Here is a 26614-nt window from a genome sequence, read left to right on the forward strand (position 1 = left end):
AAATTGATATATTAACAATACAATGTTGCGATATTTGCAACACCATTAATTACTTCATCGAGGGCAAAATGGATATCCGTGATTTAAAGCTATTTTTACATTTGGCGGAGAGCTTACATTTCGGGCGCACCTCTAAAGCGATGCATGTCAGCCCATCAACTCTCTCTAGGCAAATACAGCGCCTAGAAGAGCAGCTTGGCCATCCATTGTTTGTAAGGGATAACCGTTCCGTAAAGCTAACTCAGGCTGGTGAGCACCTGAAACAGTTTGCTCAACAAACATTATTGCAATACCAACAACTTCGACATGCCCTTAACCAACAAAGCCCCTCGCTGAGTGGAGAACTACGTCTATTTTGTTCTGTTACCGCGGCTTATAGCCACTTACCTCAAGTGCTCGATAAATTCCGAGCATTGCACCCTCTAGTGGAAATAAAACTCACAACAGGTGATGCCGCTGATGCAGTCGAAAAGGTCGAAACAAATGAAGCCGACCTTGGTATTGCAGGGAAACCAGAGCGCTTACCTGACAACGTCCGATTCACTAAAATTGGTGAAATCCCACTGGTATTGATTGCGCCATCACTGCCATGTGCCGTACGAACGATGGTAACCGAAGCCGAACCTGATTGGTCAACAGTACCGTTTATCTTGCCCGAGCATGGGCCATCTCGTAAACGTATTGAACTCTGGTTTCGTCGCCACAACATAAACAACCCAGTTATTTATGCAACTGTCTCTGGCCATGAAGCAATAGTGTCAATGGTGGCTCTCGGTTGTGGTATCGCCCTAATCCCCAGTGTGGTTGTCGACAACAGCCCTGAACCAGTCCGTAGCCGTATTTCACAGCTCGATAATATCTCGATGGTCGAACCATTCGAGCTCGGCGTCTGTTTATTAAGCAAACGCCTTAGCGAGCCATTGATTAAAGCCTTTTGGGAACTGCTCCCAGACCAATCAATCTAAAACTTTTTGGTTATCTTGTGGCGCTAGGAAAAAGCGGAAAGACGGATTTCCAGTTTCATCATGATATTCATAACCTAGCGCATCAAGGTGCCGGTCAAAGCGCACTTCTGGCCCAGAAAGTTCGAATGCGGCAAGTACACGCCCGTAGTCCGTACCATGGCTACGATAATGAAATAGCGTTATGTTCCAATATGTTCCGAGTGTTTCTAAGAACTTCAATAATGCCCCCGGAGACTCAGGGAACTCAAAACTGTATAAGCGTTCATCTAGTGGCTTAGAAGGACGACCACCAATCATGTAGCGTACGTGTAGTTTTGCCATTTCATCATCAGATAAGTCATCGACTTCATAACCATTATTTCTGAGTTCTTGGATAATCTCACCACGTTCCCCTTCACGGCCGCTTAAACGCACCCCAACGAAGATACAAGCACGTTCTGGGTCGGCATCCGTATAGCGATAATTAAACTCAGTAATTGACCGATGGCCGAGTAACTGACAAAAACGTAAAAAACTGCCTTTTTGCTCAGGGATAGTCACCGCTAACAAGGCTTCGCGTTGCTCACCAATTTCGCAGCGTTCAGAAACATAACGAAGGCCATGGAAATTCATATTCGCGCCAGAAAGAATATGCGCTAATCGCTCACCTTTGATATTGTGCTGCTGAACATACTTTTTCAACCCAGCTAAAGCCAATGCGCCTGAAGGCTCTGCGATTGCGCGGACATCTTCGAAAATATCTTTAAGGGCTGCGCAAATAGAATCACTATCAACAGTTATGACGTCATCAACATATTGTTGGCACAGCCTAAAAGTTTCATCACCAATACGCTTTACTGCAACTCCCTCAGCGAATAACCCAACGCGAGGTAAATCAACAGGATGACCAGCTTCCAATGCCGCTTTTAAGCAAGCAGCATCTTCCGATTCAACACCAATAATTTTAATTTCTGGCATCAACTGTTTGATTAAAACAGCAACACCAGCAATCAAACCACCACCACCGACAGGAATAAAAATACGGTCTAAGTGCGCGTCTTGTTGTAATAATTCCAGAGCAATGGTCGCTTGGCCTGCAATCACAGAAGGGTGGTCAAAAGGCGGGACGAAGGTATAACCCTCTTCTTGCGCCATCGCAATAGCTTTAGCTTTGGCTTCATCAAAATTAGCACCGTGCAAAATAGCCTCACCGCCAAAACTGCGCACTGCATCAACTTTGATATCTGCCGTTGCCACAGGCATAACAATTTTTGCTTTTACACCAACACGGTTTGCTGATAATGCAACACCTTGGGCGTGGTTTCCTGCTGAAGCAGTCACTACCCCTTTAGCTTTTTGTTCTTCTGTTAGGCTAGCGATCATGGCATACGCACCACGTAGCTTAAAGCTATGCACGGGTTGTCTATCTTCACGTTTCACTAAAATTGTATTACCTAAACGCGAAGATATTTTATCCATTTGCTGAAGAGGCGTAACTTGCGCAGCTTCATAAACCGGCGCACTTAGCGCCGCTTTTAAGTAATCCGCTCCAGTTGGAGTTGCGGGTAAGGGTTTTGCTGCAGCCACAATTAGCCTCCCAACTTCGACTTATCACGCACCGCACCTTTATCAGCACTGGTAGCGAGGGAAGCATAAGCACGTAACGCAAAAGAAACTTCACGCTGACGACCACGTGGAGTAAAGGCCTTATCACCACGAGCTAATTCAGCCTCACGACGTTGGTTCAATTCACTTTCGTTAACATCAAGCACCATTGTCCGGTTTGGAATATCAATATCAATAATATCGCCATCATGAACTAATGCTAATAGCCCGCCGCTTGCCGCTTCTGGTGAAATATGACCGATAGAGAGACCGGAGCTCCCCCCCGAAAAACGGCCATCCGTGATTAATGCACAGCTTTTGCCTAATCCCATTGATTTTAAGTAAGAGGTTGGATAAAGCATTTCTTGCATACCCGGACCACCTTTAGGCCCTTCATAGCGAATAACAACCACATCCCCTTCAACGACTTTACCACCCAGAATGGCTTCTACTGCGTCATCTTGGCTTTCAAATACTTTGGCTGGGCCACGGAATGTTAAGCTGCCTTCATCAACCCCTGCTGTTTTCACAATACAACCATCTTCGGCAATATTGCCGGACAAGACGGCTAAGCCACCATCTAAGCTATAGGCGTGTTCAATGCTACGGATACACCCATTTTCACGATCAGTATCCAATGACGGCCAGCGGCAGTTCTGTGAAAACGCTTTTGTCGTGCGGATACCGGCAGGGCCCGCGGAAAACATCGACTTCACACCTTCGTCTTTGGTTAACATCACATCATACTGCGCCAATGTCTCTTGGAAGGTTAACCCTAAAATATTCGTTACATTTTCTTGCAGCAAGCCTGCGCGGCTTAATTCACCTAAAATACCGATAACACCACCAGCACGGTGAACATCTTCCATATGATATTTTTGCGTACTTGGTGCAACCTTACACAAATGAGGAACTTGACGTGATAATCGGTCTATATCGTCCATGGTAAAGTCAATATCGGCTTCCTGTGCTGCTGCTAACAAATGAAGTACCGTATTCGTTGACCCTCCCATAGCAATATCAAGAGTCATCGCGTTTTCAAATGCAGATTTATTAGCGATATTGCGTGGTAACGCACTTTCATCGTCTTGTTCGTAGTAACGTTTAGTTAATTCGACAATACGCTTACCCGCATTAATAAAGAGTGTTTCGCGGTCTGCATGTGTCGCTAATAATGAACCATTACCCGGCTGAGAAAGCCCCAGCGCTTCCGTTAAACAGTTCATTGAGTTTGCTGTAAACATTCCTGAACATGAACCACAGGTTGGGCAAGCAGAGCGTTCGATTTGTTCACTATCTGCATCGCTAACATTTGGGTTAGCACCTTGGATCATTGCATCGACTAGATCGAGCTTGATAATTTGGTCTGAAAGCTTGGTTTTTCCAGCTTCCATCGGCCCACCTGAAACGAAAATAACAGGAATATTTAGACGTAATGCCGCCATCAACATACCCGGAGTAATTTTGTCGCAGTTTGAAATACACACCATCGCGTCGGCACAGTGTGCATTCACCATATATTCAACTGAATCAGCAATTAATTCACGGGAAGGTAAGGAATACAACATTCCGCCATGCCCCATGGCAATCCCATCATCAACGGCAATCGTATTAAACTCTTTCGCAACGCCACCCGCATTTTCGATTTGCTCTGCAACTAGTTTGCCTAAGTCACGTAAATGCACATGGCCAGGAACAAACTGTGTGAATGAGTTAACAACTGCAATAATGGGTTTTCCAAAATCAGCATCGGTCATACCTGTCGCGCGCCATAATGCACGAGCGCCAGCCATATTACGACCATGAGTTGTTGTTGCTGAACGGTACTTAGGCATATCTTTAACTCCCGTGTTTAAAACAGGCGGGGAACGTCCGCCTGTAACATCTATTTCAATTTAGTTATTAAGGGTTTACTTGATCTAACCAGCCCCATTTGTCTTCAGTTGCTCCAGTGAACAGGCCAAAGAATGCTTGCTGAATTTTTTTCGTCACAGGGCCACAGCGGCCAATTCCTACTTGAATGCCATCAACACTACGAACAGGGGTGATTTCTGCTGCGGTTCCTGTCATAAAGACTTCATCTGCTAAATACAGTGATTCGCGAGACAGTGTCTGTTCACGTACTTCAATGCCCATATCTTTTGCTAGTGTTAGGATTGCATCACGCGTAATCCCCGGTAAAGCTGAAGAGGTAAATGGTGGGGTGTACAAGATACCGTCTTTCACTTCAAAAATATTTTCACCCGCACCTTCTGACAGATAGCCATGAACATCTAGTGCGATACCTTCTTGATAGCCATGGCGACGTGCTTCGCTACCAACCAACAAAGATGATAAGTAGTTACCACCCGCTTTTGCACCTGTAGGAATAGTATTTGGTGCGACACGATTCCAAGAAGACACCATTGCATCAATACCTTGATCAAGTGCTTCTTCACCTAAATAGGCACCCCATGGGAAAGCAGCTAAAATAACATCGGTGTTGTAGCCTTCTGGTGGGTTTACACCCATGCCGACATCACCAATAAATACTAATGGACGAATATACGCACTGACTAAGTTATTTTTACGCAGCGTCTCACGACATGCTTCCATTAATTCTTCAACGCTATAGCTGACAGGCATACGGTAAATTTTTGCTGAATCATGCAAACGTTGCATGTGTTCACGATGGCGAAAGACCACAGGACCTTTATGTGAATCATAGCAACGGACGCCTTCAAACACAGATGTACCATAGTGCAGAGCATGAGACATTACATGAACCTTTGCATCAGCCCATGGCGTCATTTCACCGTTAAACCAAATAAAGTCAGCTTTCTTAGTCATTTGTATATTCCTTACATTGCACTTTGTGTGCTTAATAGTCGTGATTCTTGTTGTAGTACTTCAACTTCCGTAATATCTGAGAGCTTAGTTAACTGAGCACAAAGTTGCGTTAACGGCCTCGGACTACTTACGGTCAGTTTAATGTTAACATTATCGCCATCTATTGACTGGCCCATATTCATGGCACTAATACGAAATCCGCGATGACGGGTGACCCTTAATATACGCTCTAAAACCTCAGGACGGAAACGGGCCGATATTGAGAGTTGATGTTGTATCATAATGGTTTCTCCATCATTTTTTCATTACTAGCCCCAGGTGGAACCAATGGCCAGACATTTTCTAATTCATTAATGGACACTTGTAATAAATAAGCGCCCTCACTATTTAACAGCTCATCAAGGGCAGCATTCACTTCAGATTTGTCAGTAATACGTCGGCCTTTAATGCCAAATGCGCTAGCTAATGCGATAAAATCTGGGTTATCTGTCAAAATAGTTTCACTATAACGCTGCTCAAAAAACAGTTCTTGCCATTGGCGAACCATGCCTAAGCGTTGGTTATCAATTAACAGAATTTTTACGGGAAGCTGTTTACGTTTAATGGTTCCAAGTTCTTGGACATTCATCATAAAAGAACCATCACCAGATACACAGACAACAACATCTTCAGGTCTTGCAACTTGGGCTCCAATTGCCGCTGGGATACCAAACCCCATCGTGCCTAAGCCACTTGATGTTAAAAAATTCTCTGGGCCATCGACGGTGATATGTTGTGCAGACCACATTTGGTGTTGTCCGACATCCGTCGTAATCACCGTATTTGGCTTCATTTTATCTGATAGTTGTTTCAATAAGAGTGGCGCATAGATGAGCTCTCCAGGGTGATCATAACGCCAACCAAATTCTTTCTTCAGTTGCTGAACTTCCTGCTGCCAAGGAGCGATTGATTTTTTAAGTGCCAGTTCAGGTAATAAAGCCTTCGCATCACCATGTAATGCAACGTGAGTTTGCCTTAGCTTATCCAGCTCAACGTGGTCGATGTCAAGGTGAATGACTTTAGCATTCGGAGCAAAAGTATTTAATTTACCTGTGACTCGGTCATCAAAGCGAGCACCAACAGCTATCAGTAAATCACAGCGTTGTACGGAAATATTTGCTGCTTTAGTGCCATGCATACCCAACATCCCCAAATAATTTTCATCAGATGGGTGTGCAGCACCTAAGCCCTTCAATGTTGCAACAGAGGGAATACCTGTAAATTCAATAAATTTTCGTAATTCACTAACAGCTCCAGACATCCCAACACCGCCACCAATGTACAACATCGGTTTTTCGGATTGTTGTAATAATGCTCTTGCTTGCTGGATTTCAGATAATGGAGAGGTCGTCTCTTGTTCAACAGGCATTAGGAATGGAGATAGTTCAGCATGTTGTAGTTGAATATCTTTCGGAATATCAATCAGTACAGGTCCAGGACGTCCACTATTTGCGATTGCGAAAGCTTCAGCAAGGATGCGAGGTAAATCTTCTATCGCTTCAACTAAAAAGCTATGTTTAGTACAGGCCAAAGATAACCCTAAGACATCAATTTCCTGAAAAGCATCTGTTCCGATAAACTCAGAGGCAACTTGACCAGTGATAGCAACAACCGGAACCGAGTCTAACAAAGCATCCGCCAATCCTGTAATAACATTTGTTGCCCCAGGCCCTGATGTCGCGATACACACACCTGTTTTACCTGTTGAGCGCGCATAACCTATTGCTGCTATCACTGCGCCTTGTTCATGCCTACACAGCAGATGTTCCACACCACCGTCATATAACGCATCATAAACTGGCATAATTGCACCACCAGGATAGCCAAATACCGTATCAACACCTTGTGCTCGCAATGCTTGAACTAACCATTGTGCTCCGTTCATGCTTTATCTCCTGTCCGTCCACTTCTTATCTATTTGTATTTATTATGTTTTATCTATTTTATTTGCTTTAACAAACTTTAGTGTCAAAAAAAACCCCGCGCCTTTCGGTGCGGGGTTCTCGTGAGATCTGGCTGTTATTTTAGCCTTCGTCGTCCAAGTGCAGCCCCGCACGGTGGGATAATAATCACCACCACACGAATAATAATTAGGCTAACTGCTTGGATAAATGCGTTCATGAGTTTTAATTTTTCAACATTCTTAATTATCTTTATTAAAGAGGTATCATTTTAAAATCACTTTGACAACTTTTATTTAATTTATTTATTTTCAAAATATTTAACTACTTTAAAATCATAATGTTAAATAAAAATAAGAATAAAAAACCATTAAAAAGGTAATTTCACAGTAATTTTAAATGTAATTGATAGCACAATCAGCTACATCATCCAGACCCCACAAATAAAAGCAGGTAAAAATACACCTACCCATTGATTAGTTTTATTGATGCCTATCCAAGGTATCTCCATTCTTAATTCTTTATTAAATAACGGCAACCTTTGTTATACCAACATTTCGAGCCGTTTTCTAAAAAACTGAAACAGCTATGAAACTAAGTAATTAAATTATCGAACCGCTTCGCAAATACAACAAAACAGCTCTACAAATCAATTTATTCTCAACAGAATATTACTCTGTTAACTCAAATAATATTGGAGGGCTTATGACATTGGCGATTGTTTATACTAGAGCATCGATTGGCATGGAAGCTCCACTTGTCACTGTTGAAGCTCATATTAGTAATGGGCTTCCTGGCCTAACACTTGTTGGTCTCCCTGAAACCGCCGTCAAAGAAGCTAGGGATCGGGTAAGAAGTGCTTTACTAAATAGTGGGTTTGAATATCCCGCTAAAAAAATGACCGTAAATTTAGCGCCTGCAGATTTACCAAAAGAAAGTGGGCGCTACGACCTTGCAATTGCAATTGCTATTCTTGCATCATCTGGACAAATTCCTAATGAAACATTAAATCAACATGAGTTTTTAGGTGAACTGGCATTATCTGGTCTGATACGTTACGTCAACAGTGCCATTCCTGCAGCACAATCAGCATTAGAACAACGTCGAGTATTAATACTTTCAATTGAAAATCAGCACCAATTAAGCTTACTCGCTGACAATAGCGTCCATTTTGCAACATCTTTGTTAGAACTTTGCCACTTCTTACATGGTAAACAGGTCTTAGCCAGTAACCAACAAATCCACGAAGCCCCCTCATCGGCTCGATATGAAGGTGATATCAATGATATTATTGGGCAAGAACAAGGAAAACGTGCATTAGAAATTTGCGCCACAGGTGGTCATAATTTACTTCTACTAGGCCCCCCTGGTACAGGAAAAACAATGCTAGCCAGCAGGTTAATGACTTTATTGCCTCCATTAACGCCTCAGGAGGCACTAGAGGTCGCTTCATTATATAGCCTGACTGAAACCACTCGTGATAAAGTGAATTGGCCTATAAGGCCTTTTAGAACGCCTCATCACAGCACATCAATAGCTGCATTAATCGGCGGGGGCTCTCTTCCAAAACCTGGCGAAATCTCTCTTGCTCATAATGGCATTTTATTTTTAGATGAATTACCTGAATTCAGTCGTTCTGTCCTTGATTCATTAAGAGAACCTCTTGAGTCAAAAAGAGTGAGTATTTCTCGTGCAAAAGCAAAAGTTTGCTACCCTGCAAACTTTCAACTCATTGCTGCACTTAATCCAAGTCCAACAGGTCACTACCAAGGTGAAATGAGCCGCTCATCTCCCGCCCGCATATTGCGCTATCTTTCGCATATATCAGGTCCTTTTCTAGATAGATTTGATATTTCGATTGAAATACCATTATTACCTATCGGCTCATTAAGCAATCAAAATTATCAAGGTGAAACTAGTGAACAAGTCAGGCAAAGAGTGATCACGGCTAGAAATAGGCAACTTGAGCGTGCAGGAAAAATAAATAATTTACTCACGTCGAGAGAAACCACACAATTTTGCCCGCTAAAGGCTAAAGATGCGTTATTCTTAGAGCATGCGTTAAATAAGTTAGGGCTTTCTATTCGGGCTTGGCACAGGGTATTAAGGGTTTCTAGGACCATTGCCGATCTTAATGCATCTGAGCATATAGAACGGGCACATTTATTAGAAGCCCTTGGGTACAGGACAATGGATAAGTTATTGCTTCATTTGCAAAAACAAGTAAGCTGAGCGGGGTAGAGAAGAGAATATTAATTATCGGATAAAAATAAAGGGACCGAAGTCCCTCTTAACATACGATGACAATATTAATCATCTGTATCGGTGTAGTCTTCCGATGGGTCTATCTGAGGTTTGCCGCCTGATAAAGTATGGAAACGTTTTGGACGGTTAATACGACTAGAATATTTTGCCCAAACTTTTTCTTCAGGGGTAGCTGGTTCACGCTCGCCGCGACATACAGCAACGAAAAGTTTTTCTTCTTCTGTCTGTGCCGCACGTTTACCAGTATCTAGCTCATTAAAAGCTTGGCCTAGGCGTTCTAGTAACTGGGCTTCCTTGATGGTGAAATCACCATGACGAGAAAAGCCACGTGGGTAATTTTTGTTATCAAAAAAACGATTAGTCGTGATGAAGCTATCTGCCATCTGACACACTCCTAACTTATTACAGTCAAACTCTATATGGCGCGGAGTATTAGACAGCATAAGCAATCTGTAAAACAAAACATTTAAATCATCACGACAAAAAAAATTGGAGATGAGTGTGGACAGCGAGTTATTGAGAACTTTTTTAGAAGTTAGTAAAACTAGGCACTTCGGTAGAGCCGCAGAATCACTCTATTTGACACAATCAGCAGTCAGCTTTCGTATTCGACAATTAGAAACTCAACTCGGAACAAGTCTCTTTACCCGCCATAGAAATAATATCCGCTTAACCGCAGCAGGTGAAAGACTCGTTCCATATGCTGAATCATTGATGAATACATGGTTACAAGCCAAAAAAGAAATATCCCATGCATCACAACATACAGAGCTTTCAATTGGTGCAACAGCATCTCTTTGGGAAGGCTATTTAGTAGACTGGATAGAAGCTCTTTATAGTCAACACGATGAGTTACGGCTTGAAGCAAGGGTTTCTACACGTCAATCATTAGTCAAACAGCTTCATTCAAGAGAATTAGATTTATTAATTGCAACTGAACCGCCCAAAATGGATGAGTTCGAAAGTACCATTATTGGTACTATTGACTTACAACTGATGGCTTCACAAAAAAATGTTGCATTAACAAAATATAATTATATCAAGCTTGAGTGGGGGGCCGATTTTCAGCCTAAAAGTGAATCCATATTAACGCAAGATGATACGCCAGTAATGATAACCACCTCTGCTCATATTACCCGTCAATTACTTCCTGTATCGCTTTCAGCTGCATTTTTACCTGCACATTGGGTATATCAATACCCAGGCTTAAAAACTCTCTCAGAAACTTCAATAAGTAAACCTCTCTATGCTGTCTGGTTACAAAAAAATGATCAGCAAGCGCTTATTAATCAGTTGATTAAAACACCAATAAAAAACGCTCTATTGACCGAAGAAAACCCAAAAGACGAGTAAGTTTTACTCGTCTCTATACTATTGCTGAGCTGCCCGTATTTACTAATAACGCCTAGCGGGTATCAACTAAAGGGTTAATATGAATAAACGTTGCTTTAATCACTTCTGGTGAATAATACAAATTTATGTCAAAGCTCATCAATGAAAGTTAAGAATAATAGCGCTAGGTCATTAATGGCAGAAGCCAAAAGCAATGTAACCGTCCATTAGTATATGGTTTATAACGTTTTTTAGTCTATTGATTACTAGTTATCTTAAAACAACAAAAAAACTCATGCATCCCTCTACTTTAGCTAACTTATCCGTCTTATAACTATGATTTTATTCAACTGAAACTTTAACCTTTATCTGTGAGCACAGTATAAAAATTTCAGAGTAAATAATTAGTTAAGCCACTAATAGATTAGCTAACTAAAACAGCAAAAGAGCACAATTATTAAACAATGATATAGGTAAGTAGATAATTTTTGCGTTTAAAAATTAAATAATAAAAATTAAATAAATAGTCAGAAGTATTGAGCTATTCATGGATTAGTAAGGGGATTATTAATATAAATGGAAAGGAGTTATTACGTGGCAACCGGATGGTATATAAAGAAAAACCCGATTAAGGTAATCGGGTTATCAATAGATACTTCTTTTATTATTACTTAATTGGTAACTGGCAGGGGCGGAGAGGCTCGAACTCCCAACACCCGGTTTTGGAGACCGGTGCTCTACCAATTGAACTACGCCCCTAAATTAAGTGGCGGAACGGACGGGACTCGAACCCGCGACCCCCTGCGTGACAGGCAGGTATTCTAACCAACTGAACTACCGCTCCACTTATTCTTTTCGCCTTTCGGCAATTTACTGCTTCTTATAAGCAATAAATTTTTAATTAATGTCTGGCAGTTCCCTACTCTCACATGGGGAGACCCCACACTACCATCGGCGCTACGGCGTTTCACTGCTGAGTTCGGCATGGGGTCAGGTGGGACCACCGCGCTATTGCCGCCAGACAAATTCGGTTTGTTCCCGTTTAGCACATTTCGTCACTAAACCAGAACTGCAATCTTGAACAAGCTGCCATGTCCCTCGCCTCTCGGCTTCTCACGCTCATTGAATCAACGTCATCTCAATCTCTAAAACACCTTCGGTGTTGTCAGGTTAAGCCTCACGGTTCATTAGTATTGGTTAGCTCAACATATCGCTATGCTTACACACCCAACCTATCAACGTCTTAGTCTTAAACGTTCCTTTAGGACCCTTAAAGGGTCAGGGAAGACTCATCTCAAGGCAAGTTTCCCGCTTAGATGCTTTCAGCGGTTATCTCTTCCGCACTTAGCTACCGGGCAATGCCATTGGCATGACAACCCGAACACCAGTGGTGCGTCCACTCCGGTCCTCTCGTACTAGGAGCAGCCCCTTTCAATCTTCCAACGCCCACGGCAGATAGGGACCGAACTGTCTCACGACGTTCTAAACCCAGCTCGCGTACCACTTTAAACGGCGAACAGCCGTACCCTTGGGACCTACTTCAGCCCCAGGATGTGATGAGCCGACATCGAGGTGCCAAACACCGCCGTCGATATGAACTCTTGGGCGGTATCAGCCTGTTATCCCCGGAGTACCTTTTATCCGTTGAGCGATGGCCCTTCCATTCAGAACCACCGGATCACTAAGACCTACTTTCGTACCTGCTCGAGCCGTCACTCTCGCAGTCAAGCTGGCTTATGCCTTTGCACTAACCGCATGATGTCCGACCATGCTTAGCCAACCTTCGTGCTCCTCCGTTACTCTTTGGGAGGAGACCGCCCCAGTCAAACTACCCACCAGACACTGTCCGCACCCCGGATAACGGGGCAACGTTAGAACATCAAACATTAAAGGGTGGTATTTCAAGGTTGGCTCCATGCAGACTGGCGTCCACACTTCAAAGCCTCCCACCTATCCTACACATCAAGGCTCAATGTTCAGTGTCAAGCTATAGTAAAGGTTCACGGGGTCTTTCCGTCTTGCCGCGGGTACACTGCATCTTCACAGCGAGTTCAATTTCACTGAGTCTCGGGTGGAGACAGCTGGCCATCATTACGCCATTCGTGCAGGTCGGAACTTACCCGACAAGGAATTTCGCTACCTTAGGACCGTTATAGTTACCACTTACGGCCGCGTTTACTGGGGCTTCGATCAAGAGCTTCTCCTTACGGATAACCCCATCAATTAACCTTCCAGCACCGGGCAGGCGTCACACCGTATACGTCCACTTTCGTGTTTGCACAGTGCTGTGTTTTTAATAAACAGTTGCAGCCAGCTGGTATCTGCGACTGGCTTCAGCTCCATGGGTAAACCACTTCACCTAGCGCCAGCGTGCCTTCTCCCGAAGTTACGGCACCATTTTGCCTAGTTCCTTCACCCGAGTTCTCTCAAGCGCCTGAGTATTCTCTACCTGACCACCTGTGTCGGTTTGGGGTACGATTAGTGATAATCTAGAGCTTAGAGGCTTTTCTGGAAGCGGGGCATGAGCTACTTCGCCACCGTAGTGACTCGTCATCAGACCTCAGCATATAGTGAACCGGATTTGCCTAATTCACCTGCCTACATCCTTAAACCGGGACAACCGTCGCCCGGCCAGCCTAGCCTTCTCTCCGCCCCATCGCAATTATCACCAGTACGGGAATATTAACCCGTTTCCCATCGACTACGCATTTCTGCCTCGCCTTAGGGGTCGACTCACCCTGCCCCGATTAACGTTGGACAGGAACCCTTGGTCTTCCGGCGTGCGGGTTTTTCACCCGCATTATCGTTACTTATGTCAGCATTCGCACTTCTGATACCTCCAGCATACCTCACAGTACACTTCACAGGCTTACAGAACGCTCCCCTACCCAACAATATTTACATATCGCTGCCGCAGCTTCGGTGCATAGTTTAGCCCCGTTACATCTTCCGCGCAGGCCGACTCGACCAGTGAGCTATTACGCTTTCTTTAAATGATGGCTGCTTCTAAGCCAACATCCTGGCTGTCTGCCTTCCCACTTCGTTCCCACTTAACTATGACTTTGGGACCTTAGCTGGCGGTCTGGGTTGTTTCCCTCTTCACGACGAACGTTAGCACCCGCCGTGTGTCTCCCGTGATAACATTCTTCGGTATTCGTAGTTTGCATCGAGTTGGTAAGTCGGGATGACCCCCTAGTCGAAACAGTGCTCTACCCCCGAAGATGAGTTCACGAGGCGCTACCTAAATAGCTTTCGGGGAGAACCAGCTATCTCCGGTTTGATTGGCCTTTCACCCCCAGCCACAAGTCAATCCGCTAATTTTTCAACATTAGTCGGTTCGGTCCTCCAGTTAGTGTTACCCAACCTTCAACCTGCCCATGGCTAGATCACCGGGTTTCGGGTCTATACCCTGCAACTCATTCGCCCAGTTAAGACTCGGTTTCCCTACGGCTCCCCTATACGGTTAACCTTGCTACAGAATTAAGTCGCTGACCCATTATACAAAAGGTACGCAGTCACCCTGATAAATCAAGGCTCCCACTGCTTGTACGTACACGGTTTTCAGGTTCTATTTCACTCCCCTCGCCGGGGTTCTTTTCGCCTTTCCCTCACGGTACTGGTTCACTATCGGTCAATCAGGAGTATTTAGCCTTGGAGGATGGTCCCCCCATATTCAGACAGGATAACACGTGTCCCGCCCTACTCGTCGAGTTCACAACACTAATATCTTCAGATACGGGGCTATCACCCTTTACTGCCGGACTTTCCAGACCGTTCTCCTGATACTAATGCTGATTAAGACTCTGGGCTGCTCCCCGTTCGCTCGCCGCTACTAGGGGAATCTCGGTTGATTTCTTTTCCTCGGGGTACTGAGATGTTTCAGTTCCCCCGGTTCGCTTCGTTTGACTATGTATTCATCAAACGATAGTGCAACGAATTGCACTGGGTTTCCCCATTCGGAAATCGTCGGGTATAACGGTTCATACCTTACCGACGCTTATCGCAGATTAGCACGTCCTTCATCGCCTCTGATTGCCTAGGCATCCACCGTGTACGCTTAGTCGCTTAACCTCACAACCCGAAGTGTCTTCTTATCAGACGACACTTAACGTCATGGCTGCGCGTGGTGAACTTCTTCGTTGGGTAGTGCTCGCAATGCTCACGTACTATTGTACGCTGCGCTTGCTGTGCGCTAGCCGCCTTGAATTTCACACTGCTCGCTCATGCCACTCGTTGTGTGTTTGAAAAACACTTCAAGTTGAGATTTTTGAGAGACTCACATTGTAAGCGATAAACAATGTGCGTTGTTTTCAATTTTCAGCTTGTTCCAGATTGTTAAAGAGCATAATTGTTAAACCAACTACAACGTAATTGGCTTAATCATTATTGGGGACATCGTCTTTCACTCGATATCGGCGCAATTGGCGTCCCTAGGGGATTCGAACCCCTGTTACCGCCGTGAAAGGGCGGTGTCCCTAGGCCTCTAGACGAAGGGGACACAAGATATTGCACATACTGCTGCGTTCTCATGCAAGTTAACTTTTTTCAAGTAAGTCTCCCACGTATAGCCTATTGCTTACTTTCTATCAGACAATCTGTGTGAGCACTTCACAAAAACACTTCAATGGTAAGGAGGTGATCCAACCGCAGGTTCCCCTACGGTTACCTTGTTACGACTTCACCCCAGTCATGAATCACAAAGTGGTAAGCGCCCTCCCGAAGGTTAAGCTACCTACTTCTTTTGCAACCCACTCCCATGGTGTGACGGGCGGTGTGTACAAGGCCCGGGAACGTATTCACCGTAGCATTCTGATCTACGATTATAGCGATTCCGACTTCATGGAGTCGAGTTGCAGACTCCAATCCGGACTACGACGTACTTTATGAGTTCCGCTTGCTCTCGCGAGGTCGCTTCTCTTTGTATACGCCATTGTAGCACGTGTGTAGCCCTACTCGTAAGGGCCATGATGACTTGACGTCATCCCCACCTTCCTCCGGTTTATCACCGGCAGTCTCCTTTGATTCCCGACCGAATCGCTGGCAACAAAGGATAAGGGTTGCGCTCGTTGCGGGGACTTAACCAACATTTCACAACACGAGCTGACGACAGCCATGCAGCACCTGTCTCAGAGTTCCCGAAGGCACCAAAGCATCTCTGCTAAGTTCTCTGGATGTCAAGAGTAGGTAAGGTTCTTCGCGTTGCATCGAATTAAACCACATGCTCCACCGCTTGTGCGGGCCCCGTCAATTCATTTTGAGTTTTAACCTTGCGGCCGTACTCCCCAGGCGGTCGATTTAACGCGTTAGCTCCGAAAGCCATCCTCAAGGGAACAACCTTCAAATCGACATCGTTTACAGCGTGGACTACCAGGGTATCTAATCCTGTTTGCTCCCCACGCTTTCGCACCTGAGCGTCAGTCTTTGTCCAGGGGGCCGCCTTCGCCACCGGTATTCCTCCACATCTCTACGCATTTCACCGCTACACATGGAATTCTACCCCCTCTACAAGACTCTAGCTGACCAGTCTTAGATGCCATTCCCAGGTTAAGCCCGGGATTTCACATCTAACTTAATCAACCGCCTGCGTGCGCTTTACGCCCAGTAATTCCGATTAACGCTTGCACCCTCCGTATTACCGCGGCTGCTGGCACGGAGTTAGCCGGTGCTTCTTCTGTCGGTAACGTCAATCGTTGATAATATTAGCATCAACGCCTTCCTCCCGACTGAAAGTACTTTACAACCCTAGGGCCTTCTTCATACACGCGGCATGGCTGCATCAGGCTTGCGCCCATTGTGCAATATTCCCCACTGCTGCCTCCCGTAGGAGTCTGGGCCGTGTCTCAGTCCCAGTGTGGCTGATCATCCTCTCAGACCAGCTAGGGATCGTCGCCTAGGTGAGCCATTACCCCACCTACTAGCTAATCCCATATGGGTTCATCCGATAGCGCAAGGACCGAAGTTCCCCTGCTTTGCTCCTAAGAGATTATGCGGTATTAGCCACCGTTTCCAGTGGTTATCCCCCTCTATCGGGCAGATCCCCATACATTACTCACCCGTCCGCCGCTCGTCAGCGGGAAGCAAGCTTCCCCTGTTACCGCTCGACTTGCATGTGTTAGGCCTGCCGCCAGCGTTCAATCTGAGCCATGATCAAACTCTTCAATTAAAAGTGTTTGATGCTCAAAGAATGTTTACTGTCGCCTGATTTCCAAAGAAACCAGATTACCTATTAGTTCATATATATGAATTAACGTGTTAGTCACTCTTCAAGACTTAAAATCAAATATTTTTTTGATAGTGTCCTGTGAGTGCCCACACAGATTGTCTGATAAATTGTTAAAGAGCGTTGCGACATTTCTTTTGGAAATTTGACTCAGTTTTTATTAACTTAGGTCGTTGTCGCGAGGTGACGTATATTACGTTTTTTATTTAGAAAGTCAAGCGTTTATTTTCAACTTTTTCTTTCTCACCTCTGTTATCACAAGGCTTCGAGGTTTTCTTCGAGCCGGTTTATCGTGACAACGGATGCGCATTATAGGGAGGTATTAGAATTACACAACCTTTTTTTTAAAAAAAAATGCCGTTTGGGGATAAAATCATCACTCTGTGTTTTTTAGCTTCATTATGGTTATAAAAAAAGCTAATTTCTGCCTATAATCCTACTTTAATGAAACTTGTTAGATACTCCCATTGTTGATGAACTAACTATTTTAGTTTCTAACCTTTATATTGATATTTTTAATGGTCATAGAAATGAACAAACTTTTACGCCCTTATCTAGGAATATCCCCTTCTGTCGAACCAAGTGTCTTTATTGACCCTTCCGCAGTTGTGATTGGAGATGTACGTTTAGCTAATGATGTCAGTATTTGGCCACTTTCAGTTTTACGTGGTGACGTAAATTATATATCTATCGGCGCAAGGACTAACATTCAGGATGGTTGTGTTTTGCATGTTACTCATAAATCAAGCAGCAATCCTACTGGTAACCCGCTAATCATTGGCGAAGATGTCACCGTAGGTCATAAAGTGATGCTACATGGCTGTACTATAGGAAATAGAGTGCTAGTTGGAATGGGCTCAATTATCATTGATGGGGCTATCATCGAAGATGATGTCGTTATTGGTGCTAACAGTTTAGTGACTCAAGGGAAAAGACTCGAATCTGGCTACTTATATACGGGAAGCCCAGCAAAAGCCATCCGAAAATTGACTGATGCTGAGTTAGGCCATTTACGTTATTCAGCAAACAACTATGTCGAATGGAAAAACAACTATTTAGCCTCTGATAATACGTAAAGCCCATGTGCGCCATCGTGGCCTTGTTCAATCAAGGCTTCAAACTCTTCTTCTATATCCCATCGATGCTGCTGAAATAACCTCAGAGGAGTTTCTTCTTTACCATAGCGTTGAAACAATAATGACTGAGGAACTGCACATTCAGCAAGCATTCCGCTAATCAATACAGGAAAACGTACTTGCTTGGATAATTCATCCCACTCTTCTCTATCAGGAAATTGAATTTGCTGGTTCACCCTTTCAATTCCTTATATAAAGCAGATAGAACTGGCGTAATTTCAGGGAGAACACCATGCCATAGCTTAAAAGAAAATGCAGCTTGCCCTACAAGCATACCAAGGCCATCCGCTATTTTTGTCACCTGATGTTCACATGCAAAAGATAAAAATGGCGTCAATGTAGATTGATAAAACATATCGTAACAAGCAACTTGTTTGGTAAATATCAGTGAGTTTATTGTCGGGATATCACCACTTACACCCGATGAAGTTGCATTAATAATTAGATCAAAATCAGGAGAGGTGATCTGTTCGATCTGCATCCCTTTTATGTTACCTAGTGAAGAAAACTCATTAACTAATGTTTCTACTTTGGCATACGTTCTATTCGTTAGAGTAATGTTACATCCATATTCCAAGAGGGGGAGTAGCGCTCCCCGAGTTGCCCCACCAGCTCCGATCATTAGTATCTTGCTATTCGGATGAATAAATTCTAAGCGTTGGAGGTCTAACAATAGGCCCATGCCATCGGTATTATCACCAAGCAGGCGGTTATCATCTAACTTCATCACAGTATTAACTGCGCCACAGGCTTGGGCTCTTTCCGTTAACTCAGAAACAAGCTGATATGCCCTTTCTTTAAATGGCAAAGTAATGTTTGCACCTTTCCCCCCCTGAGAAAAAAATTCGGCTAAACTGAGCTCAAAGTTATCTACAGGCGCTAAAATTTTTTCGTATTCAAGTAGTATACCTGTTTGCTCCGCAAACATTTTATGTATAGATGGTGATTTACTGTGTTGAATCGGGTTACCAAAAACCGCAAACATTTCCATGAACATTACCCTTTACGATACAATTGACCCGTTTTAGCATCCCTAATTTCAGATGGGTTTTGGCGACCGCCAACCACCCCATCCAAAACAGGAATACTTTTGTTGAATTGAGCAATAACCTCATTTGTTGTTCTACATGGCTCTAGCCCACTTAAATTAGCGCTTGTAGACACCAACGGTTTACCATATTCACGACATAATTTTTTTACTAACTCGTGAGTAGTAACCCTCACCGCTAAAGTATCAAATTGGCCAGTTAACCACTTTGGTGTAGAGGCTTTCGCGGGTATCACCCAGGTTACAGGGCCCGGCCAAGTTGCGAACATCGCTTGCTTTTGCTCTTCCGTGAGTTGTTTATCATCAACATAGTCTTTTAATTGTTCGTAACTATCAGCAATCAGAATTAAACCTTTCTCCCAAGGGCGTTGCTTTAGTTCTAATAACTTGTTGACTGCATTTTCGTTATCAGGGTCGCAACCTAATCCAAAAACAGCTTCCGTTGGATAGGCAATAACTTCCCCTTTTTGTAATGAAACAATAATACTTTCAATTGCAGGTGTAGATTTATTTGGCATAGTTTTAACTCGTTATTCTTCTTGTTGCTTACCGCAACGTTTACTGGCACAAAATAATCTTACTCCTTGTCCCCCCTTTTTTTCCATCAATAATGGATATTCACAATACAAACATTTACCAGTCACAGGTTTATTATTTAATATAAACTGACAGTTAGGATAATTATCACAAGCATAAAAAGTCTTCCCAAAACGGGATTTTCTTTGCAATAAATTTCCTTTTTGGCATTGTGGGCATGGAATTTTAGTTTCATCCGGCTTATCAATTAGCTCAATATGTTCACACTCAGGGTAGTTACTACAACCTATGAACATGCCAAATCGGCCTTGTTTCAGCACTAAATCATGACCACATTTCGGACAAGATTGCCCGTCTAAAACTTTAATGATATGGCTTTCCACCATTGCCCTAAGTGGGCGCATATAATTGCACTGAGGATAACTTGAGCAACCTAAAAAAGGGCCGTGTGTACTATTACGGATCACCAATATAGAGTTACATTCTGGGCAATATTCATTTTTTTCTGTATCAAAAGGCAGCTGTTTCGACATATCATTCTCTACTTTCTTTAGCCGATAAAGCTAAGTTAATCTAATATACCCACCAGCACTTGAGCAAATCACTCCATTAATTTCCATTTCAGTTAAAATAGAAATCACTTGAGTGATTGGGACTTGTGTTTGTTCTGCAATCACATCTACTGGTGTAGGTTTGTACCCCACCATACCTAAAATTTTATTTTCTACCACATTAAACTCAAGTGGGTTTTCATTTATAGGTAACTCCGTTTGAATCCAATTTAACCCATCAACTAAATGCTGCAAAACATCATTTGGTTCTATTAATAAATAAGCCCCCTGTTGTAATAACCAATGATTCCCTCCAAACGCAGGGTTACCTAATGGAGCTGGTAATGTAAAAAGATCACGATTTTGTTCAATTGCATATCGCGCTGTTATTAATGAACCACTTTTCATACCTGCCTCTATCACAACAACTGCTTTACTTAACCCACTAATGATACGATTTCGCTGCGGAAACTGCTTGGGTAATGGGGGAGTGCTAGGCCAGTATTCGGAAATTAGTGCCCCATTCATTTTAATATGCTCAGCTAACCCATAATGTTGTTTTGGATAAATATTTTCTAGACCACTTCCCAGAACTGCGATGGTTTTACCATCATTGTCAAGCGCAGCTTTGTGGCTTATTCCATCAATACCGATTGCGAGTCCACTCGTGATAGTCACCCCATGCTGCACAAAGTCTTTAGTAAATATATTGGTCCATTTTCGACCATATTCGCTAGCTTGCCGGCTACCAATTAAAGCAACCTGTGGCGTTGCTAACAATTCACTTTGCCCTACCACAAAAAGTAATAGGGGAGGACGATAAATTTGCTTTAAGAGATGTGGGTAATTAGGGTCAAGATAAGTAATTAATTGATGATTTTGATTAGCGAGCCATTTTTGTACTTTTTCGATTCGATTCATTGGAACATGAAGAAATTGCAATTGCTGCATCTCATTCAGACCACAGTCTCGTAAGGCTTGATGACTAACCTTATCTAACAGGGTTAACTCATTAACTATTTTTACTGCACGCTGAGGTAATAGCTTTTTTACCTGTGACATTCTCAGCCAGATTTCTTGAGTATTCATTTTGTCATCCTGACTAAATTAATAAATAGGTTCTTCAGTGAACAAATGATAACCAATACTGTCAATATGACGGAGAAATGTCTAGAATAGTCATTAATTCCCATTCACTTTTTGGAAACTGCTCGAAAAATTTATGTCAGTCTTAAACGTGTTACATTACCCAGACGAACGCTTACGCACAATTGCTAAGCCGGTCGAAAAAGTTGATGCCTCTATTCAGCGCATCGTTGATGATATGTTCGATACCATGTATGAAGAAGAAGGTATTGGGCTCGCAGCAACACAAGTCGATATCCACCAGCGTATTATTGTTATTGATGTTTCTGAAACCCGTGATGAACGTCTAGTACTTATTAACCCTGAATTATTAGATAAATCAGGAGAAACTGGTATCGAAGAGGGTTGTCTTTCTATTCCTGAACAGCATGGGTTTGTGCCGCGAGCAGAGCAAGTAAAAGTTAAGGCTTTAGATTACAACGGAGAGTCTTTTGAGCTTGAAGCGGATGGTTTATTAGCTATTTGTATCCAACATGAAATGGATCACCTTGTTGGTAAGCTGTTTGTTGATTATTTATCCCCTTTAAAACGTCAACGCATCCGCCAAAAAGTTGAAAAACTGGATAGACAAAGAGCAAAAGAGGCTAAAAAATAGCTAGCTTGGTAACTATAAACAGGGAAATTAACGTGTCAGAACCATTAAAAATTATCTTTGCGGGTACTCCGGATTTTGCTGCTAAACATTTAGCCGCGCTTTTAGAAACGAATCACCAAATTGTTGGTGTACTTACTCGCCACGATAAACCTGCGGGTAGAGGGAAAAAACTAACACCAAGTCCGGTTAAAGTTCTAGCTGAAGAGCACCAACTTCCTGTTTTTCAACCTGTATCGCTTCGAGATGCTGAAAATCAACAATGGATCAAAGAAAGAAACGCAGACCTAATGATCGTCGTTGCCTATGGGTTAATTCTGCCACAAGCTGTTTTAGATATTCCTCGTTTAGGCTGCCTAAATGTTCACGGCTCTTTACTACCTCGTTGGCGAGGAGCTGCTCCTATTCAACGTTCTATTTGGGCAGGTGATGCTGAAACGGGCGTCACTATTATGCAAATGGATGCAGGTTTAGACACAGGTGATATGCTTTATAAGGCAATTTGCCCGATTACCCCCCACGATACAAGTGCTACATTGTATGAAAAGCTAGCGATAACTGGCCCACAAGCATTGATCCATACCGTAGATATGTTGTCGTTAGGCCAATGTGTCCCAGAAAAGCAGGATGATTCGCTGGCTAATTATGCCGAAAAATTATCTAAGGAAGAAGCGCGTATTGATTGGCAACAAGATGCCAGCCACATCGAACGCTGTATCCGCGCATTTAACCCTTGGCCTATGAGTCATTTTACGGTTGAAGAGCAGCTAATCAAAGTATGGCAAGCTGAAGTAATCTCTGGGACTCACAATAAACAGCCAGGAACAATCATTAGCGCCGATAAAAAAGGGATAAGCATTGCCACGGGTAATGGCATACTGAATATCACTCAGTTACAACCACCAGGCAAAAAAGCAATGAGTGCGCAAGATATACTAAACTCCCGTCGTGAATGGTTTACTCCAGAGCAAATTCTAGATTAATAAATCTGTAAACTGCCTGATATCATCAGGCAGTTTTATTTTAGCAACTACAAAGTTCATCTTCTTTTATGAAAAATACATATAATTTGCGAAGTATCGCAGCAACAGCAATCAGTCAAGTTCTTGATAATGGACAATCCTTAAATACTGTGTTGCCCGATTTACAACGCAATATCAATGATAAAGATAAAGCACTATTACAAGAGATTTGTTTTGGTGTCTTACGTTACTTACCTAAACTAGAATGGTTCATTGGCCAGCTTATGGAAAAACCATTAACAGGTAAGCAAAGAGCGCTTCACTACCTCATCATGGTGGGTATTTATCAACTTCTTTATACTCGAATTCCGGCGCATGCCGCATTGGCGGAAACAGTCAATGGCGCTGTTGCCTTAAAACGCCCACAACTAAAAGGGCTGGTTAATGGGGTTTTGCGTTCATTCCAGCGCCAACAAACACAATTAGAAGAACGCATTGCTAACAACAGTAGCCAGTATTTACATCCGAGTTGGTTATTGAAACGCATACAAAATGCCTATCCTGATGAATGGCAATCAATCACAGATGCAAATAACCAACGCCCACCTATGTGGTTAAGGGTCAACTCTCAGCACCATACCGCAACTCAATATCTTGATTTACTCAAACAGGCTGACATAGCTGCGGATGTACATGCCACGCATACCAGTGCTATTCGTTTGCATGAACCAACCGCAGTTTCTAAACTACCGGGCTTTGAAGAAGGTTGGTGTACAGTGCAAGATGTGTCCGCTCAAGGTTGTGCTGAACTATTACAACCCCAAGATGGTGAAAGCATCCTAGATTTATGTGCAGCACCTGGTGGGAAAACTACACATATTTTAGAGTTAGCGCCAAAAGCGAAAGTACTCGCGGTAGATATTGATGATGCTCGCCTTAAAAGGGTAAAAGAAAATCTAACACGGCTACAACAACATGCAACAGTTGTTCAAGGTGATGGTACTCAACCAGAAAAATGGGCGAAAGAACAGCAATTTGACCGCATTTTACTAGATGCACCTTGCTCTGCAACTGGTGTAATAAGGCGCCATCCTGATATTAAATGGCTACGCCGTGATACTGATATCAATGAACTTGCACAGCTACAGGCTCAAATACTTGAAGCTATTTGGCCTTATTTAAAACCAGGCGGGACTTTGCTATATGCGACTTGTTCAATTATGCCTGAAGAAAACAGCCAGCAAATAGAAAATTTCCTAACTAAGCATACTGATGCATGCCTAAATGATGGAACCAAATTAGGGTTACAAATATTGCCAACTACCGATGGTGGTGATGGCTTTTTTTATGCACGCTTAATAAAAAAAGTACAATAATAAGTCGTTAATTACCTGATATAGGAATATGCAATGAAGATCATTATTCTAGGCGCTGGGCAAGTTGGTGGGACACTTGCTGAAAATTTAGTTGATGAGAACAATGATATTACAGTAGTTGATACAGACGGAGATCGCCTACGTCAGCTACAAGATCAGTTTGATCTGCGTGTCGTTAATGGCCATGGTTCTCATCCTAGAGTCCTTCGTGATGCTGGAGCCGAAGACGCAGACATGCTAGTTGCCGTCACTAACTCTGACGAAACAAATATGATTGCTTGCCAAATTGCATATAGCCTATTTAATACACCTAATAAAATTGCTCGTATTAGGGCAACCGAATATATTCGTGAAGCGGATAAGCTCTTTCTACCTGAACAGATCCCTATTGATTATTTGATATCGCCAGAGCAGTTAGTGATAGATTACATTTATAAATTAATCCAATATCCAGGTGCGCTCCAGGTCGTTAATTTTGCGGAAGGTAAAGTCAGCATTGTGGCAGTAAAAGCCTATTATGGGGGATCACTTGTAGGCAACGCCTTATCCAGTTTACGTGAACACATGCCTCATATCGATACTCGTGTCGTGGCAATATTTCGTCAAGACAGACCAATCCGCCCACAAGGCTCAACTATTATTGAAGCGGGTGATGAGGTATTTTTCGTCGCTTCAACACAACATATCAGAGCAGTCATGAGTGAACTACAAAGACTGGAAAAACCTTATAAACGTTTAATGATTGTTGGCGGTGGTAATGTTGGTGCAGGTTTAGCTAGAAGGCTTGAAAAAGACTACAGTGTAAAATTAATTGAGCGAAACCAACAACGTGCAACAGAACTTGCTGAGTTATTGCATGATACTATCGTTTTTTATGGTGATGCATCTGATCAAGAGTTACTAACGGAAGAACACATTGAACAGATGGATGTATTTATTGCTCTTACAAATGACGATGAAGCTAATATTATGTCTGCCATGCTAGCAAAAAAAATGGGCGCTAAAAAAGCAATGGTACTTATTCAACGCTCAGCTTATGTTGAACTTGTGCAAGGTGGGGTTATTGATATTGCAATTTCACCACAGCAAGCGACAATTTCAGCTTTATTAAGTCATGTGAGAAAAGCCGATATCGTGAATGTTTCATCATTAAGAAGAGGTGTTGCTGAAGCAATCGAAGCAATTGCACACGGCGATGAGAATACATCTAAAGTTGTTGGTAAAAAAATATCAGAGATTAAACTTCCGCCAGGTACAATTATTGGGGCAATAGTTCGCGAAGAAGAAGTAATTATTGCTAGCGATTACCATATTATTGAACAAGGCGACCATGTCATCATGTTTATTACAGATAAAAAACATGTCCCTGATGTTGAAAAACTATTCCAGCCAAGTCCATTCTTTTTATAAAAAATAAAAATGTATAAATATTTGTAGCTTATTAATTCTAGCGACTATAATTTGTTAACCTAATACACATTTTGTTTCAATTAAGGTATTTATTAAGGGGTCGTCGAATGAGCTTTTTAAAAGATTTCCGTGAATTTGCCATGAAAGGCAATGTAGTAGATATGGCTGTCGGTATTATTATTGGTGCTGCTTTCGGTAAAATTGTATCTTCTCTAGTTGCTGATGTCATCATGCCTCCACTAGGTTTAATCATCGGAGGTGTTGATTTCAAATCATTTAGTATTGTTCTAAAAGAAGCGCAAGGTGACTTACCAGCCGTAGTACTTAATTATGGGATGTTTTTACAAACTGTATTTGACTTTATTATTGTCGCCTTTGCTATTTTTATGGCAATTAAAGCAATGAATAAAGTTCGCCGTGCAAAAGAAGCTGCTCCAGCTGAGCCTGCACCACCATCAACTGAAGAAGTCTTATTATCAGAAATTCGTGATTTATTAAAAGAACAGAATAAAAAATAACTAAAAGGCCAGTGGTAATAAGTAAATAAACCTATTACCACTGGCCTCCCAGTTACCTGCCTTATTATTTTTCCCTTTTCTTGTATAACTTCCTTTACCTTTTTTATTTTTCTCAACTCTTTGACGAAATAATGGGTCATGAAGTAATGCTACAATTGCATTATCTTTAATCTCACCACGCTTATGTTGATATTTACTCATGA

Annotated in this window: 22 protein-coding genes, 3 tRNA genes and 3 rRNA genes; 9 read left to right on the forward strand and 19 right to left on the reverse strand. The window is 42.8% G+C overall.

The window, feature by feature from the left end; all coding sequences use genetic code 11:
• Positions 1-68: 68 nt before the first annotated feature.
• On the forward strand, positions 69-965 hold the full coding sequence (gene ilvY / locus P3L56_RS19925) for an HTH-type transcriptional activator IlvY (RefSeq protein ID WP_042845904.1): 897 nt from the start codon (positions 69-71) through the stop codon (positions 963-965).
• Here ilvY and ilvA read toward each other — a convergent pair.
• The 6 genes from ilvA to P3L56_RS19955 all read right to left on the reverse strand — a co-directional run bounded on the left by ilvA (position 957) and on the right by P3L56_RS19955 (position 7538).
• The gene (ilvA, locus tag P3L56_RS19930; RefSeq protein WP_042845906.1) at positions 957-2531 is read right to left on the reverse strand and encodes a threonine ammonia-lyase, biosynthetic; all 1575 of its coding nucleotides are present in this window, start codon (positions 2529-2531) and stop codon (positions 957-959) included. The genes ilvY and ilvA overlap by 9 nt on opposite strands.
• Positions 2532-2533: 2 nt before the next feature.
• Positions 2534-4384, reverse strand: a complete 1851-nt coding sequence (gene ilvD, locus P3L56_RS19935) for a dihydroxy-acid dehydratase (RefSeq protein ID WP_042845907.1) — start codon at positions 4382-4384, stop codon at positions 2534-2536.
• Positions 4385-4451: 67 nt separating this feature from the next.
• On the reverse strand, positions 4452-5378 hold the full coding sequence (locus P3L56_RS19940; RefSeq protein WP_042845908.1) for a branched-chain amino acid transaminase: 927 nt from the start codon (positions 5376-5378) through the stop codon (positions 4452-4454).
• A gap of 11 nt (positions 5379-5389) precedes the next feature.
• Positions 5390-5659: an acetolactate synthase 2 small subunit gene (ilvM, locus tag P3L56_RS19945; protein ID WP_042845909.1), complete on the reverse strand. Its 270-nt coding sequence runs from the start codon at positions 5657-5659 to the stop codon at positions 5390-5392.
• Positions 5656-7302, reverse strand: coding sequence for an acetolactate synthase 2 catalytic subunit (ilvG, locus tag P3L56_RS19950; RefSeq protein WP_048605782.1), 1647 nt, complete (start codon positions 7300-7302; stop codon positions 5656-5658). The genes ilvM and ilvG overlap by 4 nt, the downstream gene beginning before the upstream one ends.
• Before the next feature lie 134 nt (positions 7303-7436).
• A complete protein-coding gene (locus tag P3L56_RS19955; RefSeq protein ID WP_071548712.1) occupies positions 7437-7538 on the reverse strand; it encodes an IlvGEDA operon leader peptide in 102 nt (33 codons plus the stop codon).
• A 485-nt stretch (positions 7539-8023) separates the two neighbouring features.
• On the opposite strand from P3L56_RS19955, the gene P3L56_RS19960 reads away from it, so the two are divergent.
• Positions 8024-9550 carry a YifB family Mg chelatase-like AAA ATPase gene (locus tag P3L56_RS19960; protein ID WP_129466660.1) on the forward strand — a complete coding sequence of 509 codons (1527 nt, stop codon included), beginning with the start codon at positions 8024-8026 and terminating at the stop codon, positions 9548-9550.
• Between the two features lie 77 nt (positions 9551-9627).
• On the opposite strand, the gene P3L56_RS19965 is transcribed toward P3L56_RS19960, so the two are convergent.
• Positions 9628-9966 carry a DUF413 domain-containing protein gene (locus P3L56_RS19965; RefSeq protein ID WP_042845913.1) on the reverse strand — a complete coding sequence of 113 codons (339 nt, stop codon included), beginning with the start codon at positions 9964-9966 and terminating at the stop codon, positions 9628-9630.
• 112 nt (positions 9967-10078) lie between these two features.
• On the opposite strand from P3L56_RS19965, the gene hdfR reads away from it, so the two are divergent.
• Positions 10079-10936: an HTH-type transcriptional regulator HdfR gene (gene hdfR / locus P3L56_RS19970; RefSeq protein WP_042845915.1), complete on the forward strand. Its 858-nt coding sequence runs from the start codon at positions 10079-10081 to the stop codon at positions 10934-10936.
• 662 nt (positions 10937-11598) lie between these two features.
• Here hdfR and P3L56_RS19975 read toward each other — a convergent pair.
• The 6 genes from P3L56_RS19975 to P3L56_RS20000 all read right to left on the reverse strand — a co-directional run bounded on the left by P3L56_RS19975 (position 11599) and on the right by P3L56_RS20000 (position 17078).
• Positions 11599-11674, reverse strand: a tRNA-Trp gene (locus tag P3L56_RS19975).
• 8 nt (positions 11675-11682) lie between these two features.
• Positions 11683-11759: transfer RNA gene (locus P3L56_RS19980), tRNA-Asp, on the reverse strand.
• Positions 11760-11821: 62 nt separating this feature from the next.
• Positions 11822-11937: ribosomal RNA gene (gene rrf / locus P3L56_RS19985) — 5S ribosomal RNA — on the reverse strand.
• Positions 11938-12081: 144 nt separating this feature from the next.
• Positions 12082-14986: ribosomal RNA gene (locus P3L56_RS19990) — 23S ribosomal RNA — on the reverse strand.
• A 351-nt stretch (positions 14987-15337) separates the two neighbouring features.
• Positions 15338-15413, reverse strand: a tRNA-Glu gene (locus tag P3L56_RS19995).
• A 130-nt stretch (positions 15414-15543) separates the two neighbouring features.
• Positions 15544-17078 (reverse strand): 16S ribosomal RNA (locus P3L56_RS20000).
• Together the 16S, 23S and 5S rRNA genes with 3 tRNA genes alongside form the textbook arrangement of a ribosomal RNA operon.
• Before the next feature lie 587 nt (positions 17079-17665).
• On the opposite strand from P3L56_RS20000, the gene P3L56_RS20005 reads away from it, so the two are divergent.
• On the forward strand, positions 17666-18211 hold the full coding sequence (locus tag P3L56_RS20005) for a gamma carbonic anhydrase family protein (RefSeq protein WP_042847528.1): 546 nt from the start codon (positions 17666-17668) through the stop codon (positions 18209-18211).
• Here P3L56_RS20005 and P3L56_RS20010 read toward each other — a convergent pair.
• Genes P3L56_RS20010 through dprA form a run of 5 tightly spaced genes read right to left on the reverse strand, consistent with a single transcriptional unit; the run spans position 18187 to position 21496 of the window.
• Positions 18187-18447 (reverse strand): DUF1488 domain-containing protein, encoded by a 261-nt coding sequence (locus P3L56_RS20010; protein ID WP_042847529.1) that lies wholly within the window; start codon positions 18445-18447, stop codon positions 18187-18189. The two genes, P3L56_RS20005 and P3L56_RS20010, sit on opposite strands and share 25 nt — an antisense overlap.
• Positions 18444-19262, reverse strand: coding sequence for a shikimate dehydrogenase (gene aroE / locus P3L56_RS20015; protein ID WP_042847530.1), 819 nt, complete (start codon positions 19260-19262; stop codon positions 18444-18446). Before aroE ends, P3L56_RS20010 begins: the two co-directional genes overlap by 4 nt.
• A 5-nt stretch (positions 19263-19267) precedes the next feature.
• Positions 19268-19837 (reverse strand): L-threonylcarbamoyladenylate synthase type 1 TsaC, encoded by a 570-nt coding sequence (tsaC, locus tag P3L56_RS20020; protein WP_048605774.1) that lies wholly within the window; start codon positions 19835-19837, stop codon positions 19268-19270.
• A 12-nt stretch (positions 19838-19849) separates the two neighbouring features.
• Positions 19850-20389 (reverse strand): type I DNA topoisomerase, encoded by a 540-nt coding sequence (locus P3L56_RS20025; protein WP_042847532.1) that lies wholly within the window; start codon positions 20387-20389, stop codon positions 19850-19852.
• Between the two features lie 30 nt (positions 20390-20419).
• The gene (gene dprA / locus P3L56_RS20030; RefSeq protein ID WP_042847533.1) at positions 20420-21496 is read right to left on the reverse strand and encodes a DNA-processing protein DprA; all 1077 of its coding nucleotides are present in this window, start codon (positions 21494-21496) and stop codon (positions 20420-20422) included.
• A gap of 133 nt (positions 21497-21629) precedes the next feature.
• Between dprA and def the strand changes: the two genes are divergently transcribed.
• The 5 genes from def to mscL all read left to right on the forward strand — a co-directional run bounded on the left by def (position 21630) and on the right by mscL (position 26411).
• Entirely contained in the window at positions 21630-22148 is a 519-nt protein-coding gene (gene def / locus P3L56_RS20035; RefSeq protein WP_129467307.1) for a peptide deformylase, read from the forward strand.
• Between the two features lie 32 nt (positions 22149-22180).
• Positions 22181-23128 (forward strand): methionyl-tRNA formyltransferase, encoded by a 948-nt coding sequence (gene fmt / locus P3L56_RS20040; RefSeq protein ID WP_129467308.1) that lies wholly within the window; start codon positions 22181-22183, stop codon positions 23126-23128.
• Positions 23129-23196: 68 nt separating this feature from the next.
• The gene (gene rsmB, locus P3L56_RS20045) at positions 23197-24483 is read left to right on the forward strand and encodes a 16S rRNA (cytosine(967)-C(5))-methyltransferase RsmB (protein WP_166686087.1); all 1287 of its coding nucleotides are present in this window, start codon (positions 23197-23199) and stop codon (positions 24481-24483) included.
• Positions 24484-24516: 33 nt separating this feature from the next.
• Positions 24517-25893 (forward strand): Trk system potassium transporter TrkA, encoded by a 1377-nt coding sequence (trkA, locus tag P3L56_RS20050; RefSeq protein WP_042847541.1) that lies wholly within the window; start codon positions 24517-24519, stop codon positions 25891-25893.
• A gap of 107 nt (positions 25894-26000) precedes the next feature.
• A complete protein-coding gene (mscL, locus tag P3L56_RS20055) occupies positions 26001-26411 on the forward strand; it encodes a large-conductance mechanosensitive channel protein MscL (protein ID WP_042847544.1) in 411 nt (136 codons plus the stop codon).
• Here mscL and P3L56_RS20060 read toward each other — a convergent pair whose 3' ends face one another.
• Positions 26412-26612: an alternative ribosome-rescue factor A gene (locus tag P3L56_RS20060; RefSeq protein ID WP_042847548.1), complete on the reverse strand. Its 201-nt coding sequence runs from the start codon at positions 26610-26612 to the stop codon at positions 26412-26414.
• Positions 26613-26614: the final 2 nt, after the last annotated feature.

The organism is Providencia sp. PROV024 (assembly GCF_032709665.1).
GTDB lineage: Bacteria > Pseudomonadota > Gammaproteobacteria > Enterobacterales > Enterobacteriaceae > Providencia > Providencia huashanensis.

Coding starts and splice junctions, on each gene's coding strand:
- ilvY (WP_042845904.1), top strand. CDS start 69: ATGGATATCCGTGATTTAAAGCTATTTTTACATTTGGCGGAGAGCTTA.
- ilvD (WP_042845907.1), bottom strand. CDS start 4,384: ATGCCTAAGTACCGTTCAGCAACAACAACTCATGGTCGTAATATGGCT.
- P3L56_RS19940 (WP_042845908.1), bottom strand. CDS start 5,378: ATGACTAAGAAAGCTGACTTTATTTGGTTTAACGGTGAAATGACGCCA.
- ilvM (WP_042845909.1), bottom strand. CDS start 5,659: ATGATACAACATCAACTCTCAATATCGGCCCGTTTCCGTCCTGAGGTT.
- ilvG (WP_048605782.1), bottom strand. CDS start 7,302: ATGAACGGAGCACAATGGTTAGTTCAAGCATTGCGAGCACAAGGTGTT.
- P3L56_RS19955 (WP_071548712.1), bottom strand. CDS start 7,538: ATGAACGCATTTATCCAAGCAGTTAGCCTAATTATTATTCGTGTGGTG.
- P3L56_RS19960 (WP_129466660.1), top strand. CDS start 8,024: ATGACATTGGCGATTGTTTATACTAGAGCATCGATTGGCATGGAAGCT.
- P3L56_RS19965 (WP_042845913.1), bottom strand. CDS start 9,966: ATGGCAGATAGCTTCATCACGACTAATCGTTTTTTTGATAACAAAAAT.
- hdfR (WP_042845915.1), top strand. CDS start 10,079: ATGAGTGTGGACAGCGAGTTATTGAGAACTTTTTTAGAAGTTAGTAAA.
- P3L56_RS20005 (WP_042847528.1), top strand. CDS start 17,666: ATGAACAAACTTTTACGCCCTTATCTAGGAATATCCCCTTCTGTCGAA.
- aroE (WP_042847530.1), bottom strand. CDS start 19,262: ATGGAAATGTTTGCGGTTTTTGGTAACCCGATTCAACACAGTAAATCA.
- tsaC (WP_048605774.1), bottom strand. CDS start 19,837: ATGCCAAATAAATCTACACCTGCAATTGAAAGTATTATTGTTTCATTA.
- P3L56_RS20025 (WP_042847532.1), bottom strand. CDS start 20,389: ATGTCGAAACAGCTGCCTTTTGATACAGAAAAAAATGAATATTGCCCA.
- dprA (WP_042847533.1), bottom strand. CDS start 21,496: ATGAATACTCAAGAAATCTGGCTGAGAATGTCACAGGTAAAAAAGCTA.
- def (WP_129467307.1), top strand. CDS start 21,630: ATGTCAGTCTTAAACGTGTTACATTACCCAGACGAACGCTTACGCACA.
- rsmB (WP_166686087.1), top strand. CDS start 23,197: ATGAAAAATACATATAATTTGCGAAGTATCGCAGCAACAGCAATCAGT.
- trkA (WP_042847541.1), top strand. CDS start 24,517: ATGAAGATCATTATTCTAGGCGCTGGGCAAGTTGGTGGGACACTTGCT.
- mscL (WP_042847544.1), top strand. CDS start 26,001: ATGAGCTTTTTAAAAGATTTCCGTGAATTTGCCATGAAAGGCAATGTA.
- P3L56_RS20060 (WP_042847548.1), bottom strand. CDS start 26,612: ATGAGTAAATATCAACATAAGCGTGGTGAGATTAAAGATAATGCAATT.